This window comes from Helicobacter sp. MIT 99-5507 (genome assembly GCF_003364295.1).
GTDB lineage: Bacteria > Campylobacterota > Campylobacteria > Campylobacterales > Helicobacteraceae > NHYM01.
In genome coordinates, this window is sequence record NZ_NXLO01000004.1 from 81,777 (window position 1) to 98,729 (window position 16,953).

Genomic DNA, 16,953 nt, shown 5'->3' on the forward strand with positions numbered 1-16,953 from the left:
GTGTTAGAATCCATTTAAAAAAAATATTTTGGAGTTTTTAATGCTTCGTTTTGCGCCAAGCCCGACAGGTGATTTACATATAGGCAATCTTCGTGCTGCAATATTAAATTATATCATTGCAAAGCAAACAAATGATGAGTTTTTAATCCGTATTGAAGATACTGATAATACAAGAAATATTAATGGAAAAGATAAAGAGATTCTCTCAATTCTAAATCTTTTTGGCTTACTTTGGGACAAGCTTGTATATCAAAGTGATAATTTTAAGCAACATAATATCATTGCAAATGAATTAATAAAAAAAGGAAAAGCATTTTATTGCTATTGCACAAAAGAATTTTTAGCTCTTAAAAAAGCAGAAGCAATCAAAAATGGCAAGGCATTTAGATATGATGATTCATGGGCATTACAATGCAAAGATACAAATCCAAATCCTGTTATTAGGCTAAAAGGTGCTAATTGTGATATTAGTTTTTTTGATGAAATAAAAGGTGAGTGTAAATTTTCTAAAAATGAAATTGATAGTTTTGTAATCATTAGAGAAGATGGAATCCCTACTTATAATTTTGCTTGCAGTATTGATGATATGATTTATGATATTAGCTATATTATAAGAGGTGAAGACCATACTTCAAATACTCCAAAACAGATTCTAATTCGTGATTCTCTAGGGTATTTAAAAGAGATAAAATATGCCCATTTGCCAATCATATTAAATAAAGATGGTAAAAAAATGAGCAAAAGGGATAATGAATCAAGCGTAAGTTGGCTTTTATCACAAGGATTCTTGCCACAAGCAATTATTAATTATCTTTTATCTATGGGAAATAAACCAAAACAAGAGATATTTAATCTAAAAGATGCGCTAACATGGTTTGATATAAAAACATTATCAAAATCTCCTGTCAAATTTGATATAAATCAGCTAAGACATATAAATAGAGAGCATTTAAAAGCACTAAATTTAAAAGATATGACAAATTTATTAGAATCTAGTGATTTATCTATTGGAGCATTGGCTAAAATTTATCTTGAAGAGGCAAGCACATTAAACGAGCTAAGAGATAAAATTGCTTTGATATTTTCTAAAAAAGATATAACAAGTAATGATATGAAACTCATCTATGATACTCTCATAAAGCTAATAGATGAAGATTCTGAGAGTTTAGAGGATTTTAATTCTCTTAAGGCAAAATTAATAGAGCTAACAAAATTAAATGGAAAAGCTTTGTTTCATCCACTTAGATATTTGCTTACAGGTGCAAATAATGGACCATTGCTAAATGATATTTATATTTATTTAAGATTCTATTTAAAAGAAATTTTAAGGAGTGAATAATGGTGTTTGCTACATTTTTAAATGCCATTACTGAAATACTGCATATTCTTATTAATACTTATATGTGGATTGTAATCATATCAGCACTTATTACTTTTGTGCGACCAGACCCATATAATCAAATCGTTCAGATTTTATATAGGCTTACAGAGCCTGTATTTATGCAAGTGCGAAGAGTGTTGCCTACTATTTTTAATGGCATAGATTTTGCACCTTTGATTGTTATTATATTTTTAAAATTTATTGATTTGTTTTTGATTGGAATACTTAGAAATTATGTTGCTAGTTTTTAGTCTTATATCGCTATTTAGTGGAATCTTATATAGCAATAGTCTTGAATTTATAGAATCCAAACCACGAGGCATTGCTAGGGACTTTTATATATATGAATATTTGCAAGGTAATATATCGCAAGATGAAGCAATAAAGCTATATCCACTAATTGAAAATAAAAGTCCAAAAATGATTAATGCGCTATTGGATAAGATTCCAAAAGAAAAATTGCAAAAAGATTTATATTGCAAAAACTTATCATATAAAGAATTATTAAATAGCGATGATGAATGTTTCAATCTTGGATTTAAGCTAGTTTATGCAATTAATGAAAAGATTGATAAAAAAACGCTCTCTAGGATAAATAGTAAAAAAATACTAAATCAAGTCAAGATTCTAGAATCTAAAAATATACTAGATTCTATAATAGCTGCTAGTGGAGAGGATTTTAGTGATATTTATTTTACATTAGGAAGTGCTAGGGCAAATGTCTTTAATAATACTCCAAAAAAATCCCAGTTATTATCAAATAAAAACTACAATAAAGCTTTATACCACTTAATCATCTCTAATCAATATCCAAAATTCACACAAGCATTATTAAAAGTAACGATAAAAGATGTAAATGATTGGAGTTTTTTTGCACTTGGGCTAAATGAGCTAAATGCTAAAAATACCAAAAAAGCATTAGATTATTTTCTAAAAGCTTCTAATTCTAAGAATCTATTTTTACGAGATAAATCTTTATTTTGGGTGTATAAATTAAGCAACAACAAAGATGTATTAAATCAATTAGCAGATAGTCATAATTTCAATCTTTATTCTTTATATGCAAGCAGATTGCTAAAAAAAGCACCAAATTTAGAAATTATTACTATTGATGATCCTATTTTTAGAGGATTGATAAAAGATAAAAGTCCATTTGATATATCAAATCCATTTGAATGGCAAATCCTTAGCCAAAATATAGCCTTAGTAAAAGATAAAGAAAATTTGCTTCATATTGCAAAATTATTTTATTATGAAAATACATTACCTCATTTAATTTTTATCTTGAATAGATATTTTAATTATTCAAAGAAATTTTTTGTTATGCCATATAGTGATGAAATTGATGTTGATGCAAATACAAAAGCTCTACTTTATGCTGTAGCAAAGCAAGAAAGCAAGTTTTTACCATCTGTTGTATCTAGATCTTATGCACTTGGTATAATGCAAATTATGCCTTTTAATGTTTCATATTTTGCTAAAAATATTGGCATAGAAGCTACAAAAGAAGATATGTTTAATCCAAAGATAGCATTGAAATTTGGTGCTTATTATTTAGAGCATTTAAATAAAGAATTTAAACATCCATTATTTGTATCATATGCTTACAATGGTGGTCCGACATTTATAAGAAATCATCTAAAAGATATAAAAGTATTTAGCAAATCTAATAAATATGATCCATGGCTTAGTATGGAATTTATTCCTTATGAAGAGAGTAGAATCTATGGCATAAAAGTTATGGCAAACTATATTATGTATAATGAAATTGCTGGGAATTATATAGATATAGATGAGTTTTTAGATTCTGCACTTAGATGATTATTTGCCAAGACAAAATTCACTAAACATAGAATCTAACATTTCATCATTGCAAAATGGCTTTGTAAGCAAATCTAGCGAGTGTAAAGCAGTATTTATATGAAAGCTAAATATCTCAAAATCAATCATATTTTCTTTTGCATTTTGTAATTCAACAATACATGATTTTATACACTCAATTTGCCTGCTTGATGATAGTATGATATCTTGATTATTGATTGTATCACTACTTATTTTTTGTCCTATCATATCTTTTAATTTAATCACACTAGAATCTAACATAGATATTTTTATCATTTCAAAATCTTTTAGCTTGCATTCATCAAATAATTGCTCTTTATCGATTTTATTTATAGCAGCAATGATGATTTTATCTTTATTTTGGTTTAGAATTTCGATGATATTTTCATCATCAAATTCCCTGCTTCCATCAAATAGTGCAATGATAATAGTAGCTTCCTTTGCATATTGCAAGGATTTATTTACACCAATTTGTTCTATTTTGTCGCTTGTTTTTCTTATTCCTGCTGTATCTATTATTTTTATTATTTGATTATTTATTGTTATAGATTCTTCTAGTGCATCTCTTGTTGTGCCCGCAATATTAGAAATAATTGCTCTATCTTTTAATAATAATTTATTTAAAAGCGAGCTTTTTCCAACATTTGGACGCCCAATGATAACAAGTCTATGCCCATCTATGATATGCTGCTTGCTAAGCGAGTGCTTATATATTGTATCTAGTTTATCAATAGAATCTTCTAGCTTTTTTTGGATAGAAGATTCTAGATCTTTTGGTAAATCTTCTTGTGCATAGTCAATTAAAACTTCAATATGAGCCAAAATCTCGATTAAATCTTTTCTAAAAGATTCTATAAAATTACCCAAATCGCCTTTTAATAATCTAGCTAATATCTCGCTTGCTTGTTTGCTTTGAGCTAAAATTAGCTTTGATATGCTTTCTGCTGTGCTTAAATCTAGCTTGTTATTTAATATCGCTCTTTTGCTAAATTCACCTGGTTTTGCAAGCTTTGCACCAAGTAGAATGCATTCATCTACTATATTTTTAGGCACAGCAATGCCACCATGACTTTGAAATTCAACAATATCTTCACCGCTAAAACTATGTGGTGCTTTAAAATATATCACTATGCACTTATCAATAATATTTCCATTTGTATTATATATATATTTTAGATGTGCGTATCGTGGGGTAAAATCATTTGATTTTGTGAGTTTTTTGGCTATATTTAGGGCATTATTACCGCTTAATCTAGTAATGCTTAAAGCACTAATCCCAATTGGAGTTGATATAGCAACAATAGTGTCATTTATTGTCTGCATTATTACTTGTAACTACTATGTAGGTTTCGTTATATTCGTTTGTTTTTATCATAATAAATCTATCTGGAAGATTCTCTCGTAAGATTTTTAATGCAATATACACTAGCACCCCATCAAATGGCTTTGTGCTAAAAGTTTCATTTGTTTTTTTAATCTCTTTTATGATTGGTTCTAAATATGTCCCAATCATTTCTTCTTGATTTGCTAAAAATCGTTCAATCTCAAGACGGATATTAAATCCATATTTTGGATTAATCCAATTAAATAATAAATATGATATAGCTTTGTATCTATATCCTTTTTCACCGATAAGCAATGCAGAATCTTCACCTTTAAAATATATAGAGATTGTATTTGAATCGTATTTTTCTACATTTATTTCGTTAAGCTTAAATGGCAAATGTGAGAATAATTCATTTATTTCTTCTTTTATTTCTTTGATTGCATCTTCTATTTTGTATTTTTTAGTTTCAATAGGTTGTGGAGTAATTTTTTGTCTTTCTTTTATAGATGCAACAATAATCGCATCTTTTTTACCAAAGCATCCAAAGAATCCATTGCTTGGCTCTTGCACAACTTCATATTCTAAATCTATGCATGAACAATTCAATTCTTTTGAAGCTTTTAGTAAAGCTTCTTCTACATCACTAGCACTAATTTTTATCACTTTTAGACCTTTTGTGTTCTTCTATCTCTTGAGCTTTTTTATTTTGCATTACTTTATTTATAATCATTTGCTGAATTATTGAAAATATATTATTAACTGTCCAATATAGTATCAATCCTGCTGGAAATGTGATTAGAAATATTGTAAAAAATACAGGCAAGAGCTTGAATATTTTTTCTTGTGTTGGGTCATTAAATGTTGCTGGGCTTAAGTGTTGTTGTAAATACATAGTCGCACCCATAAGTATTGGCAATATAAAATATGGATCCATCGCAGATAAGTCTTGTATCCAAAATAGCCACGCAGAATCTTTTAGCTCGACTGCATTGTATAATACACGATAAATTGCAAAAAATACAGGTATTTGTAAAAGTAGTGGCAAACATCCGCCCATAGGATTTACTTTGTGTTTTTTGTATAGCTCCATCATGTGAAGTTGTAGCTTTTGTGAATCGCCTTTGTATTTTGTTTGGATTTCTTTTAGTTTTGGGCTTAAATCTTTTAATTTTTGCATTGATACCATACCTTTATAAGTCAAAGGATATAGCAAGATTCTAACAATTAGTGTCAATGCGATGATTGCCCAACCCCAATTGCTAAAAATATCAAAAAGCCACTCTAAAAGTAAAAATAATGGCTTTGCAAAAAATGTAATAACCCCATATTCCACCACATCGCCAAGATCGCTTGAGATATTGCTAAGGTCTTTATAGTTTTTTGGTCCAATATATCCGCTAAAACTTACATTATCATTGAGTATTACATAAGGTAGAGCATTTCCATTGCTAGTAGAATCTGTGATAATATCAAATCCATCTTTATTGAAAAATAAAGTCGTGTAATATCTATCAACACTTGCTATAAATTTTGCTTTATTAAATGTAAGCGTTTCACTACTATCGCCATCTTCTATTTTTTCTAGTTTGTCATCATTTTTCTTGACTATCACACCTTTGAATACATAAGGTGAGCTATCAGCAATCGGACGCGCTCCGTTTGATATAAAATATTCTACTTGTCGGCTTAGCTCAATTTTTATATCATAGCTTAGATTGTTATGAAATGTAAGAATCTTTTTTATCACAAGATTGCCTAAATCTTGGGTTAATGTAATACTTTGAGAAGTAGAATCCAAATTTAGATTACTAGTGCTAGCGGTATATGGAGTATCAAAAGCTTTTTTATTGATTTCACTATCACTAAATCGCATTTCAAGTGGTTTGATAGAATCTTTGCTAAGTAATTCAAGTGGCTTGCCATCTGGATTTAGAAACTTTTTGTCTTTTAAGAAGATATTTGAGATTCTACCAAGTTCGTCAATTTCAATATCTACTTTTTGAGATTCTATTTTTGCAATGATTTTTGAGCTACTTATTGGTGCTTTTGTTTCATCTTTTATTGTTGGAGTTGTGCTTATTGCTGGAGCATTATTTTGCTCTATTGTTTTGTTTGCAGAATTTATTACTTCTTTTGTTTTTGTATCTGGAGAAAAAAAATACATATATGGTATCAAAAATAGTATTGATAATACCGCTGCAATTATGAATCTCTTATTTGAATTATTGTCATTCATCAATTTTTCCTTAAGCTTTTAATAACATAAAAATTATTTTTATCTTTTGGTACTAACCAAAAGTCTATATTTTGTTGTTTTTTGTTGGTATGTAATATTTTTGTATTTTGTATTTTGTATTTTACCACAGGGTAATCAATGCCACCATTAAAAAGTTGATTGCAACGCAAGATTCTAAGTGTAGTTTTTATAAATGCCAATAAAGGATTTTGGAATCTAAATTGAGTATTAGCATAACAAGAACAAGTAGGGTAGAATCTGCAACTTGGTGGATTTAATGGAGAAATATATTTTTTATAAAATCTAAATATACAATCAATTTTCATAATCAATTCTGCTATTTGATTTATTTGCAAGCAAGAGCTGATTATAAACTTGCTCTTTTAGATTTAAAAATGGAATTTTTATGATTTCATTTTTTGTGATAATGATAAATATATATTTCATTTGTTTTTGATTTATACCAACTAAAAATTCTTTACAAATCACTCTAAGTCTTCTTTTTATCAGATTTCGCTTTACTGCATTGCCAATCTTTTTTGAGACACTAAGTCCAATTGTATGTGTTTTTTGCACTTTTTTAAATTTATTATAAAACTTATTTATCGCTTTATTTTCTAATATACAAATATCACAAATTTGACTTCTGTATTTTTTAGAATTTTTATATACAAAGTCAAATTCTTTTTTATTTTTTAGTGTTTGTATGTATTTCAAATTTTTAAGCAGCTAATCTTTTTCTACCCTTAGCGCGTCTATTTCTAATCACTCTTTGACCATTTTTTGTTTTCATTCTAGCTCTAAAACCATGAGTTGTTTTTTTTGGTTTTTTATGTGGTTGATATGTTCTTTTCATCTTTATTCCTTAAACTTTTTTTGGCTTTAAAAAAGTTGAAATTATACTAAGATTAAACTTTGCATAAACTTTAAAATAAAGATTCTTATTAAATAGAGTGCAAGAATTATTAGAATCATGATTGTTATCAATCTAAGTGTGTTTCCAAATATTTATTTAATATTCTTGCTATTAAAAAATACTCTTTTTAAAAATCTTTAATAATTTCTTTTTTATATTTTGATTAATATCCTGCTTTGATAGCAATAGCCGCTGCAATAGCTGCTGCAATATCATCTTTGTTTATCGTTTCATTTGGCATTAATTCTTGCATTTTAGATTCTAGATACAAAGTATCATAGTTTCCTTTTCTAAAGTCTTTATCTTTTGCGATATTTAATAAAAATGGAATTGTTGTTTTTATTCCTCTTATGGTAAATTCTTCTAATGCTCTAATGAGTTTATTTACCGCTAGATCGTAGCTTGAGGCTCGAACGATTAATTTTGCTATCATTGAATCATAATTTGGTGGTATTGTATAGTCCTTATAAACAGCACTATCTATGCGGACAAATGGTCCAAGTGCTGGATAGTATGTCGTAATTTTTCCTGGATTTGGTTTGAAATCATTTGCTACATCTTCTGCATTTATTCGCACTTCTATTGCATAACCTTGATGTAAAACTTCACTTTGATTTAAATCCAATATTTCCCCTGCAGCACATCTTATTTGCCTACCAATTAAGTCAAATCCTGTGATTTCTTCTGTGATTCCATGTTCGACTTGGATTCTGGTATTCATCTCCATAAAGTAGAATCTTCCTAAATCATCGACTAAAAATTCAATTGTCCCTGCATTTGTATATTTTGCAGCTTTTGCAGCAGCCACCGCAACAGAGCCCATTCTCCTTCTTAAATCAAGACTCATTGTAGGGCTTGGTGCGATTTCTACTAGCTTTTGATGTCGTCTTTGAATTGAGCAATCTCTCTCTAATAAATGAATAATATTTCCATAATTATCACCTATGATTTGAAATTCTATATGCTTTGGATTTTCAATATATTTTTCCATAAAAACATCATCATTTTTGAAAAATGCCATAGCTTCTCTTTTACAAGCATTTAGATTTTCCTCTATTTCATGATCACTTCTAACTACTCGAATCCCTTTGCCACCGCCTCCATTGCTTGCTTTTAGGATTACAGGATAACCGATTTTATTTGCCATTGCTTTTATTTCTTGAATACTGCAATTATTTATTATATCTGTGCCTGGCACTATTGGGATTCCATTTTTTTGCATAAGATCTCTTGCAGCTTTTTTATCTCCCATTCTTGCAATAACGCTAGAATCTGGACCAATCCACACAAGCCCTGCTTCACTTACTTTTTTTGCAAATTCTGCATTTTCACTTAAAAATCCATATCCAGGGTGAATTGCCTCTGCTCCGCAAGATAGTGCTACTTCTATTATTGCATCACCATCAAGATATGCCTTTAGCGGGTCAGCACTCACTTCGTGGCTTTCACTTGCCATTTTTACATGCATACTTTCTTTGTCAATCCTAGAATAAATAGCAACACTTTTTATATGTAAATCATTGCATGCACGAATAATTCTAACAGCAATTTCACCTCTATTTGCTATTAATATTTTTGAAAACATTTTAAACTCCCTAAATGCAAAATGCTAAATTATCATAAAATTGTAGTGTTTTAACCTTTGAATGTTATAATTTTAAATTGTTAGCTAAATAAAATTTTAGGATTTATTATGAATATTGCTGATGTAATAATTTTGAGTATTATAGAAGGAATAACCGAGTTTTTGCCCATATCTTCCACAGGACACTTAATCCTTGCTTCAAACTTGCTAGGAATAAATCAAGATGATAATTTTACTAAAAGTTTTCAAGTTGTTATTCAATTAGGCGCAATTTTGGCAGTATTGGCTTTATTTTGGAGGAAATTTTTGGATTATAAGTTGCTTTCAAAACTATTTGTTGCATTTTTGCCAGCTGGAATTTGTGGATTATTTTTTTATAATTTTATAAAAAGATTGTTTCATCCACACACGGTTGTTTATATGTTAATTATTGGTGGAATTTTATTTATAATATTGGAATTATTTTTAAAAAATAAGCCCTCAAAAGTAAATTCATTAGAATCTATTAGCTACAAAAAAGCATTTTATATAGGCTGTTTTCAAGCTCTTGCTATGATTCCTGGCACTTCTCGTAGCGGTTCTACTATATTTGGAGGATTAGTTTTAAAATTAAATAGGAAAATTGCTACAGAATTTTCATTTCTCCTTGCTGTGCCTACGATGTTTATAGCAAGTGGATATGATATTTATAAAAATATAGATTCTCTTAATACACAAAATTTTTTATATATATTGCTTGGTTTGTTTGTGACTTTTATCTTTGCTATTTTTGCTATTAAAATATTATTAAAATTTATTTCAAATTTTAGCTATATTGCTTTTGGTGTTTATCGCATCATCGTGGGCTTACTCTTTTATTTCATCGTCTTTTAAAAGTTCTTTTAGATATTTTTTATCATTTTCTAAATGAATATTGATATTATCAAGACTACCTTGATAATCAGGCTTATAATGGGCTTTTACTTGCATTTTGAGATTTTTTATATTTGTATTTAAAAAATTCTCAATACTAATATGGTCATCATTTTCTTTACCCTGTGCTAAAAAATATCTCTTTATCATTCCTAGATGCACCCAAAAACAGCCGATATTTCGCACACCTTTATGTCCTATTCCGTTTTGAGTTTCTACTCCGTGATCTGCAAAATAATAATACAAATTCTTAGAATCTGGTGCAAAGATAGAAGTATCTACCCCACCATTTAAACAATAGAATCTATCATAATGAATTTTTAGAGGAATAAACATTTTTTTTAAAAGCGATTTTTTTAATGGAGAACATAGAATCTTATTTATGCTAGATTCTATATCTTGCTGCTGCCCCCCCCCTATTTAATAGTGCAGATTGATGAAGTGTAAGCTGGATTCCACTAAGTCCAAAGCTCACTTTTTTGTTTATCAAAGTTACTAATTTTACATAAGTTTTAAGTGGCAAGATTCTAACCAAGATATTATAAAATGGATTACATAATTTGCCTATTACTTTATCAAAAAAGCTTCGATTGGCTTTTGTATAAATATCACTTGAGAGTATTGCTTCTCTTAGTTCAAGTAATTTTTGCGTAAAATATATTTGGTCAGCATCAATTTTCATATAATATTTATAGCTTATTTCTTTTAATCCAAAATTTGAATAATGTGCAAAACTATGGATGCTTCTATTGTCATTGCAACTATTATCATCATTTTTTATGTGTGAGCCGATAAATGTGCCTGTTTGTAGTGTGTAGTAAAATAGTTTTATTTTATCCCCATATCTTTCTTTTGCCTCTTTTGCTATTTTATAAGTCTCATCAATGCCACTTTCATTTATATATGGCTGGATTGTGATTATTAATTCATCAAGAGCAGGCATAGCAGAATCTATAGCTTCTTTTATGCTAAAGACTTCATTTTTTGCCCTTAAATGTCCGCTAATGCCAAGTGGGCGACTAGAATCTAGTGCTTTTATCTCACTATTTTTGATAGTAAATGGTGAATGTATCTCTTTTGAGAAATATTTAGAGCTAAAATCATAAGATTCAAATACTAAATCTGGAGATTTTTTCATTTAACGCCTTATTATTTAGATTTTACAATAGCTTTTAATTGTTTATTATTATGTAGCTTGTTTTTGATTTTAATTATATAATAGTTTTTTTGTATAATGCGAATTTACTTAAAATTGAAGCATCATAAACAAACTGCATCTACCAAGGAGAAATTTATGAGTGATAAAATTGCTAAAAGAAAAAAGATTTATAATCCAGAATCTAGTGAAAGTGTAAATGAAAGAAAGGTATTTAATGGCGATCCAACAAGTATGTTTGATTTAAATAAGATTAAATATCAATGGGCTTACAATCTATGGAAAGTGATGCTTGCAAATACTTGGTTTCCAGAAGAAGTTGGCATGGCACAAGATAAAAGAGACTATGTAAGCGGACTAACAGAGCAAGAAAAACTTGGCTATGATAGGGCTTTAGCACAGCTTATTTTTATGGATTCTTTACAAACAAATAATCTAATTGACAATGTAAATCCATACATAACAAGCCCAGAGCTTAATTTGATATTGGTTCGTCAAGCGTATGAAGAGGCTTTGCATTCACAAAGTTATGATGTTATGGTGCAAGCAATCAGTGATAATAGCGATGAAATATATGAAATGTGGCGTAGAGATGTAGAGCTAAGAAATAAAAATGATCATATAGCAGATGTTTATATGGATTTGGCAAAGAATCCAACAGAACAAAATTTATTAAAGGCATTTTTTGCAAATCAGATTCTAGAGGGCATATATTTTTATTCGGGATTCTCATATTTTTATACACTTGCAAAAAGTGGAAAAATGCTTGCAAGTGCAAATATGATTAGATTTATTCAAAGAGATGAAGTAACTCATCTTGTGCTATTTTCATCACTCATTAATTCTGTAAAAAAAGAGAGACCAGATTTATTTACCAAATCATTAGAAGAAGAAGTGATTGAGATGTTTAGAAAAGCTGTAGATTTAGAATCTTCTTGGGGTGAATATATCACACAAGGGCAGATTCTAGGGCTAACAATAGAAATTATTAGACAATATATAGAATATTTAGCTGATGAGAGATTAGAGAGAGTTGGTATGAAAAAACTCTACAATGTAAAACATCCTATAAAATGGGTAGATCAATTTAGTAGCTTTAATGATCAAAAAGCTAATTTCTTTGAATCTAAAGTTACAAACTATTCAAAAGGGAGTATTTCGTTTGATGACTTTTAATAAACGGCTATATGCTCTGCAGCTTAAAACAAAATTTGATTTTGAAGACAATTTAAAAAATATCGAAAATATATCAAAAGGTTGTGGTGAAAATGCGATCATTGTAACTCCAGAGGTTGCTATTAGCGGATTTTGTTATCAAAGAATGGATAAAGCAAGTGAATTTTCAAAAATAGCAACAGAAAGGCTTATAAAAGCTAGCGAAGATAAGACTATAGTAACTACAATGATAGAAAAATACAATAATAAATATTGGAATAATCTAAAAGTCTTTTCACGCGGTGTTATGGTGCATAAACAAACAAAAAGTAAGCTTTTTCCACTTGGCAATGAACATCATCACTTTGGCAGTGGTAAAGAAAGTGAGATTTGTTTATTTGATATTGATGGTATTAAATGTGGAGCATTAAATTGCTTTGAGATTAGATTCCCGCATTTGTGGAATCTTATACGCGGTGCAGAGATTATATTTGTTCCAGGTCAATGGGGCAAGGAGAGAAAAGAGCATTGGGAGACTTTAAGTAGGGCATTGGCTATTGCAAATCAAGCATTTGTTATTTGTGCAGATTCTGCAAATTATTCTATGGCTAAAGGAAGTGCTATAATCTCTCCTTTTGGTGTTGTTATCAAAAATGATAAAAGAGAAGTAGTATCTAGCGAAGTAGATTTAAGCGAAATTAAAAAAATGCGTAAATATATCAATGTAGGGCTTGCATGAGTATTCAACATCGCCAACTAGAACGTATGGTAGATAATATAGATTCTAAATTTAAACTATCACCAAAAGTAAAAGAAGCAATGCTTAAAGTGCCAAGAGAGGTTTTTGTGCCTTCTGCAATGCATCATAATGCATATAATCTTGATGCATTGCCTATAGGGCTAAATCAATTTATTAGCTCACCTTTCACGGTTGCAAAAATGACAGAATATCTTGAAAGCAATGGCTGTGATAGCGTGCTTGAAATTGGTTGTGGTAGCGGATATCAAGCTGCAATTTTGTCTAAATTATTTAGAAGAGTATTTAGTATTGAGAGAATTGATAAGCTAAGAAGAGAAGCTGCAGAGCGATTTAGAACTCTTGATATTATGAATGTTAGCATTAGATTTGATGATGGACAAAATGGCTGGGAGATGTATGCGCCATTTGATAGGATATTATTTTCTGCAGCAGCCTCAAATATATCAGATAAATTAGCAAGTCAATTAGCAGAAGGTGGAATCCTAGTAGCCCCGATGATAGAATCTAATGATAAACAAGTGATAAAACGATTTATAAAAAAGAATTCAAAATTACAATTATTAGACATTAAGGGTGAGTGCTCATTTGTCCTTATAAAGAATAATGTGGAGAATTATTGATGTTAGATTTGATTGCAATATTGCTTGGGCTTTGCTTTGGCTCATTTTTAAATGTCGTAATTATTAGAATCCCTCAAAATAAAAGTGTAATACTCCCATCAAGCAGCTGTCCTCATTGTGGAAATAAACTAAAACCATATCACAATATCCCTGTTTTATCATATATATTTTTAGGCGGAAAATGTGGATTTTGCAAAAGTAAAATTTCTATTATGTATCCTATTGTAGAATCTGTTTCAGCAGTCCTTGCATATGCTATTTATTTAAAATTTGGATATAGCTTCGCGGCATTATTTATCGCTCTTAGTGTTTTATTATTTTTTGCTTTGTGCATAATTGATCTAAAAACACTAGAAGTGCCAGATAGCGTGAATTTTTCTGCATTTATATTTGCATTAATTGGTGGAATCTTGCATTTTGGAGATTTTTTGTTTGTTGTAGCTAGTGCATTATCTTTGGCAGGATTTATGACTTTGCTTCGATTTGCTATGCAAAATATAACTAAAAAAGATGTTTTAGGTGAGGGAGATATCATCATTATCGCAACAATGGGGGCATTACTTGGGTGGAAAATCACATTTTTTGCTATTTTTTTATCGGCATTGTTTGCTTTAGTTGTATTATTGATATTATCTAAAAAGGATTACAAAGTCCCATTTGTTCCATTTTTATTTTTAGGAACATTGCCAACTTTATTTTTTCCAGAGTTTTTTAATGCCTATATTGAAAATTATATTATCCAAGCCTAAATGAAGTCTAAAGAGTTATGATTACAGATTTTTTTCACAATAGTGTAAGGTATTATTTATTTTCATCATTTGCAAAATTATTTTTTGTATTTTTTATTATTTTATTTTTTATATCATCAATAGTAGTTTTAATAGGCATTGCAGGGGTTACATTTGTTGTAAAAATATCTTTTGGTGAGTTGCTATATTTGTATTTATATTCTTTACCAAATAGTATATTTTTCATACTTCCAATAACTTTTTTTGCCACAGCAGTTTTGTCTCTATCAAAATTATCTTATGATTATGAATTATTAGTATTTTTTTCATTAGGCATTAGCCCTAGTTCAATAATAAAAGTATTTTTGCCAATTAGTATTTTAATCAGTATGACTTTGCTTATTTTTTCCCTTGCTATCGTGCCATTATCTAATTCTGCTTATAGAAATTTTATTGATGAAAAAAAAACAAATATAGATGTAAATATCAAGCCTGGTGAGTTTGGGCAGCAGCTTGGAAATTGGCTAATTTATGTAGATAATGTTGAAAATAGAGAATATCAAAATCTAGTCTTATTTTCTAAGAATGGTTTGGAATTTGAAAGTTTTATTCTTGCAAATAAAGGCAATGCAAAAAATGCTTTTGGTGTTTTTGAAATGGATTTGCATAATGGTATAGCTTATATTGCAGATAGTGATAATTTTAAAAAAATTATATTTGAAAATATGATTGTTAGGAATAAATTAGGCGAGGCACGTCTTAGAAGTTATGATTTATTTGATTATTGGAGCAAAGCTTTTGATGGTAGCTCAAAAAAATTATCGCAGCTATTTTCACAATCTGTTTTAATATCACTTTTTCCTTTGTTTAGTATCGCTTTGCTTCCTTTATTTGGTATCGCAAATCCTAGATTCCATAAAAATTTTTCTTATCTTTATATCATTGTATCAATCCTTATTTTTTATACATTTACATATATTATTTCAAGCAATATTCCATTGCTTGGGATTCCTATTTTATTGCTATTATGGGGATTTGTATCATATATTCTTTATAGGCGATTTATTTTAAAATTTTATTAAAGGAGCGAGGTTGGATCATAATATTGGACATTTTGTGATAGAAAATGCAAATTATATTTCTATTTTTATTATAGCTTTGAGTGCTTCATTTTCACATTGCCTTGGAATGTGTGGTGGGATAGTGATGGCATATAGCAGGATTGGAGTGCAAAGCAGGGCTAAGAGATTTGCTTCGCATTTTATATATGGTTTTGGAAGAATTACTACATATATGATTATCGGTGCAATAAGTGCATTTTTAGGCAGTGGAATTGCTGTATCACAAAGCACAAAAGGCGGTGTTTTTATAATCATTGGTTTTATTATGATGTTGTTTGGAATCTTTTTTTTGCTAAATCCTAAGGTATTGGCTTTTTTTGAGATAAATATAATAAATAATAGAATCTTTAAAAAACTTTTTTCTTATTTTTTGAGTAAGAATAATTTATCTAGCTTTTATTTTTTAGGTTTATTAAATGGTGCTATTCCATGCGGTATAGTATATTTTTTCGCTCTTAGTGCAAGTGTAAGTGGTGGAATCTTTAATGGTGCTATTGTCATGTTCATATTTGGTATAGCTACGCTTGTGCCTATGGTTTTATTTGGATTATTTAATTCATTTTTATCCAGTATAAAATATAGAAATATTATGAATAAAATATTTGGTATTTTGATTTTAATTTTTGGTGTTTGGACTATTATAAAAGGTTTTAGAATCTTATTTTCTTAAAATAGAGAGGAATTATGCAAAAGGCTGTATTTTTTGATAGAGATGGCATTGTAAATGTTGATACACAATATATTTATAAAATAGAAGATTTTGTATATGTAGATGGGTTTTTGGATTTATTTAAATCTTGTAAAAACAAAGGTTATTTGCTATTTATCGTTACAAATCAATCTGGGATTGGCAAAGGATATTATTCATTGCAGGATTTTTTAAAATTAAGTTCATTTATGCAAGATGATTTAAAATCTAGGCTTGGATTTTCTTTTGATAAGATTTATTATTGTGCTCATGATGTAGATTTTAAATGTGAATGCAGAAAGCCAAATATTGGGATGATAAAGCAAGCATTGAATGATTTTGATATAGATTTAAAGCAATCTTATATCATTGGCGATAAAGAAAGCGATGTTGAAGCTGGTATAAATAGTGGCATAAATACAACTATCTTGTTTTCTACAAAAAATGTAGCTTCAAAAGCGGATTTTGTTGTAGATTCTCTTTATCAAGTAAATAGTATAATAAAATAATCTTTTTTATATATGAA

General features: G+C 28.9%; 20 protein-coding genes. 11 read left to right on the forward strand and 9 right to left on the reverse strand.

Annotated features, from left to right (window positions below):
• Nucleotides 1-40 precede the first annotated feature (40 nt).
• Genes gltX through CQA42_RS07170 form a run of 3 tightly spaced genes read left to right on the forward strand, consistent with a single transcriptional unit; the run spans nucleotide 41 to nucleotide 3,202 of the window.
• Nucleotides 41-1,339, forward strand: coding sequence for a glutamate--tRNA ligase (gltX, locus tag CQA42_RS07160; protein WP_115584012.1), 1,299 nt, complete (start codon nucleotides 41-43; stop codon nucleotides 1,337-1,339).
• Entirely contained in the window at nucleotides 1,339-1,632 is a 294-nt protein-coding gene (locus tag CQA42_RS07165; RefSeq protein ID WP_115584013.1) for a YggT family protein, read from the forward strand. The genes gltX and CQA42_RS07165 overlap by 1 nt, the downstream gene beginning before the upstream one ends.
• Nucleotides 1,616-3,202 carry a lytic transglycosylase domain-containing protein gene (locus CQA42_RS07170; RefSeq protein ID WP_115584014.1) on the forward strand — a complete coding sequence of 529 codons (1,587 nt, stop codon included), beginning with the start codon at nucleotides 1,616-1,618 and terminating at the stop codon, nucleotides 3,200-3,202. The genes CQA42_RS07165 and CQA42_RS07170 overlap by 17 nt, the downstream gene beginning before the upstream one ends.
• Here CQA42_RS07170 and mnmE read toward each other — a convergent pair whose 3' ends face one another.
• From mnmE to CQA42_RS07205, 7 genes are all read right to left on the reverse strand, one after another.
• Nucleotides 3,203-4,546, reverse strand: a complete 1,344-nt coding sequence (mnmE, locus tag CQA42_RS07175; protein ID WP_115584015.1) for a tRNA uridine-5-carboxymethylaminomethyl(34) synthesis GTPase MnmE — start codon at nucleotides 4,544-4,546, stop codon at nucleotides 3,203-3,205. It lies immediately after the preceding gene.
• Nucleotides 4,530-5,213, reverse strand: a complete 684-nt coding sequence (locus CQA42_RS07180) for a Jag N-terminal domain-containing protein (RefSeq protein ID WP_115584016.1) — start codon at nucleotides 5,211-5,213, stop codon at nucleotides 4,530-4,532. The genes mnmE and CQA42_RS07180 overlap by 17 nt, the downstream gene beginning before the upstream one ends.
• Nucleotides 5,200-6,786 (reverse strand): membrane protein insertase YidC, encoded by a 1,587-nt coding sequence (gene yidC, locus CQA42_RS07185; protein ID WP_115584017.1) that lies wholly within the window; start codon nucleotides 6,784-6,786, stop codon nucleotides 5,200-5,202. The genes CQA42_RS07180 and yidC overlap by 14 nt, the downstream gene beginning before the upstream one ends.
• On the reverse strand, nucleotides 6,786-7,112 hold the full coding sequence (gene yidD / locus CQA42_RS07190; protein WP_115584018.1) for a membrane protein insertion efficiency factor YidD: 327 nt from the start codon (nucleotides 7,110-7,112) through the stop codon (nucleotides 6,786-6,788). Before yidD ends, yidC begins: the two co-directional genes overlap by 1 nt.
• On the reverse strand, nucleotides 7,102-7,503 hold the full coding sequence (gene rnpA, locus CQA42_RS07195) for a ribonuclease P protein component (protein WP_181881522.1): 402 nt from the start codon (nucleotides 7,501-7,503) through the stop codon (nucleotides 7,102-7,104). The genes yidD and rnpA overlap by 11 nt, the downstream gene beginning before the upstream one ends.
• Before the next feature lie 4 nt (nucleotides 7,504-7,507).
• Entirely contained in the window at nucleotides 7,508-7,642 is a 135-nt protein-coding gene (gene rpmH, locus CQA42_RS07200; protein ID WP_115584020.1) for a 50S ribosomal protein L34, read from the reverse strand.
• A gap of 223 nt (nucleotides 7,643-7,865) precedes the next feature.
• Nucleotides 7,866-9,287: an acetyl-CoA carboxylase subunit A gene (locus tag CQA42_RS07205; RefSeq protein ID WP_115584021.1), complete on the reverse strand. Its 1,422-nt coding sequence runs from the start codon at nucleotides 9,285-9,287 to the stop codon at nucleotides 7,866-7,868.
• Nucleotides 9,288-9,395: 108 nt separating this feature from the next.
• Between CQA42_RS07205 and CQA42_RS07210 the strand changes: the two genes are divergently transcribed.
• Nucleotides 9,396-10,160 carry an undecaprenyl-diphosphate phosphatase gene (locus CQA42_RS07210; protein ID WP_115584022.1) on the forward strand — a complete coding sequence of 255 codons (765 nt, stop codon included), beginning with the start codon at nucleotides 9,396-9,398 and terminating at the stop codon, nucleotides 10,158-10,160.
• On the opposite strand, the gene CQA42_RS07215 is transcribed toward CQA42_RS07210, so the two are convergent.
• The gene (locus CQA42_RS07215; protein ID WP_115584023.1) at nucleotides 10,134-10,535 is read right to left on the reverse strand and encodes a hypothetical protein; all 402 of its coding nucleotides are present in this window, start codon (nucleotides 10,533-10,535) and stop codon (nucleotides 10,134-10,136) included. The genes CQA42_RS07210 and CQA42_RS07215 overlap by 27 nt on opposite strands.
• Before the next feature lie 49 nt (nucleotides 10,536-10,584).
• Nucleotides 10,585-11,337 (reverse strand): hypothetical protein, encoded by a 753-nt coding sequence (locus tag CQA42_RS07220; protein ID WP_115584024.1) that lies wholly within the window; start codon nucleotides 11,335-11,337, stop codon nucleotides 10,585-10,587.
• A gap of 156 nt (nucleotides 11,338-11,493) precedes the next feature.
• Between CQA42_RS07220 and CQA42_RS07225 the strand changes: the two genes are divergently transcribed.
• From CQA42_RS07225 to CQA42_RS07255, 7 genes are read left to right on the forward strand one after another with little or no spacing between them, the layout of a single operon-like run.
• On the forward strand, nucleotides 11,494-12,531 hold the full coding sequence (locus CQA42_RS07225) for a ribonucleotide-diphosphate reductase subunit beta (protein WP_115584025.1): 1,038 nt from the start codon (nucleotides 11,494-11,496) through the stop codon (nucleotides 12,529-12,531).
• On the forward strand, nucleotides 12,521-13,249 hold the full coding sequence (locus CQA42_RS07230) for a carbon-nitrogen hydrolase family protein (RefSeq protein ID WP_115584026.1): 729 nt from the start codon (nucleotides 12,521-12,523) through the stop codon (nucleotides 13,247-13,249). The genes CQA42_RS07225 and CQA42_RS07230 overlap by 11 nt, the downstream gene beginning before the upstream one ends.
• Nucleotides 13,246-13,890, forward strand: coding sequence for a protein-L-isoaspartate(D-aspartate) O-methyltransferase (locus CQA42_RS07235; RefSeq protein ID WP_115584027.1), 645 nt, complete (start codon nucleotides 13,246-13,248; stop codon nucleotides 13,888-13,890). Before CQA42_RS07230 ends, CQA42_RS07235 begins: the two co-directional genes overlap by 4 nt.
• On the forward strand, nucleotides 13,890-14,639 hold the full coding sequence (locus CQA42_RS07240; RefSeq protein WP_115584028.1) for an A24 family peptidase: 750 nt from the start codon (nucleotides 13,890-13,892) through the stop codon (nucleotides 14,637-14,639). Before CQA42_RS07235 ends, CQA42_RS07240 begins: the two co-directional genes overlap by 1 nt.
• A 17-nt stretch (nucleotides 14,640-14,656) precedes the next feature.
• A complete protein-coding gene (locus CQA42_RS07245) occupies nucleotides 14,657-15,700 on the forward strand; it encodes an LptF/LptG family permease (protein ID WP_115584029.1) in 1,044 nt (347 codons plus the stop codon).
• 10 nt (nucleotides 15,701-15,710) lie between these two features.
• On the forward strand, nucleotides 15,711-16,409 hold the full coding sequence (locus CQA42_RS07250; RefSeq protein WP_115584030.1) for a sulfite exporter TauE/SafE family protein: 699 nt from the start codon (nucleotides 15,711-15,713) through the stop codon (nucleotides 16,407-16,409).
• A gap of 14 nt (nucleotides 16,410-16,423) precedes the next feature.
• A complete protein-coding gene (locus tag CQA42_RS07255; protein ID WP_115584031.1) occupies nucleotides 16,424-16,936 on the forward strand; it encodes a D-glycero-beta-D-manno-heptose 1,7-bisphosphate 7-phosphatase in 513 nt (170 codons plus the stop codon).
• Nucleotides 16,937-16,953 lie beyond the last annotated feature (17 nt).

Excerpts from the sequence above, each read along its gene's own strand:
- CQA42_RS07255 (WP_115584031.1), top strand. The coding sequence starts at position 16,424 with ATGCAAAAGGCTGTATTTTTTGATAGAGATGGCATTGTAAATGTTGAT.
- mnmE (WP_115584015.1), bottom strand. The coding sequence starts at position 4,546 with ATGCAGACAATAAATGACACTATTGTTGCTATATCAACTCCAATTGGG.
- CQA42_RS07205 (WP_115584021.1), bottom strand. The coding sequence starts at position 9,287 with ATGTTTTCAAAAATATTAATAGCAAATAGAGGTGAAATTGCTGTTAGA.
- CQA42_RS07220 (WP_115584024.1), bottom strand. The coding sequence starts at position 11,337 with ATGAAAAAATCTCCAGATTTAGTATTTGAATCTTATGATTTTAGCTCT.
- CQA42_RS07215 (WP_115584023.1), bottom strand. The coding sequence starts at position 10,535 with ATGTTTATTCCTCTAAAAATTCATTATGATAGATTCTATTGTTTAAAT.
- yidC (WP_115584017.1), bottom strand. The coding sequence starts at position 6,786 with ATGAATGACAATAATTCAAATAAGAGATTCATAATTGCAGCGGTATTA.
- CQA42_RS07170 (WP_115584014.1), top strand. The coding sequence starts at position 1,616 with ATGTTGCTAGTTTTTAGTCTTATATCGCTATTTAGTGGAATCTTATAT.
- yidD (WP_115584018.1), bottom strand. The coding sequence starts at position 7,112 with ATGAAAATTGATTGTATATTTAGATTTTATAAAAAATATATTTCTCCA.
- CQA42_RS07165 (WP_115584013.1), top strand. The coding sequence starts at position 1,339 with ATGGTGTTTGCTACATTTTTAAATGCCATTACTGAAATACTGCATATT.
- CQA42_RS07230 (WP_115584026.1), top strand. The coding sequence starts at position 12,521 with ATGACTTTTAATAAACGGCTATATGCTCTGCAGCTTAAAACAAAATTT.
- CQA42_RS07240 (WP_115584028.1), top strand. The coding sequence starts at position 13,890 with ATGTTAGATTTGATTGCAATATTGCTTGGGCTTTGCTTTGGCTCATTT.
- CQA42_RS07225 (WP_115584025.1), top strand. The coding sequence starts at position 11,494 with ATGAGTGATAAAATTGCTAAAAGAAAAAAGATTTATAATCCAGAATCT.
- CQA42_RS07210 (WP_115584022.1), top strand. The coding sequence starts at position 9,396 with ATGAATATTGCTGATGTAATAATTTTGAGTATTATAGAAGGAATAACC.
- CQA42_RS07235 (WP_115584027.1), top strand. The coding sequence starts at position 13,246 with ATGAGTATTCAACATCGCCAACTAGAACGTATGGTAGATAATATAGAT.
- CQA42_RS07245 (WP_115584029.1), top strand. The coding sequence starts at position 14,657 with ATGATTACAGATTTTTTTCACAATAGTGTAAGGTATTATTTATTTTCA.
- gltX (WP_115584012.1), top strand. The coding sequence starts at position 41 with ATGCTTCGTTTTGCGCCAAGCCCGACAGGTGATTTACATATAGGCAAT.
- rpmH (WP_115584020.1), bottom strand. The coding sequence starts at position 7,642 with ATGAAAAGAACATATCAACCACATAAAAAACCAAAAAAAACAACTCAT.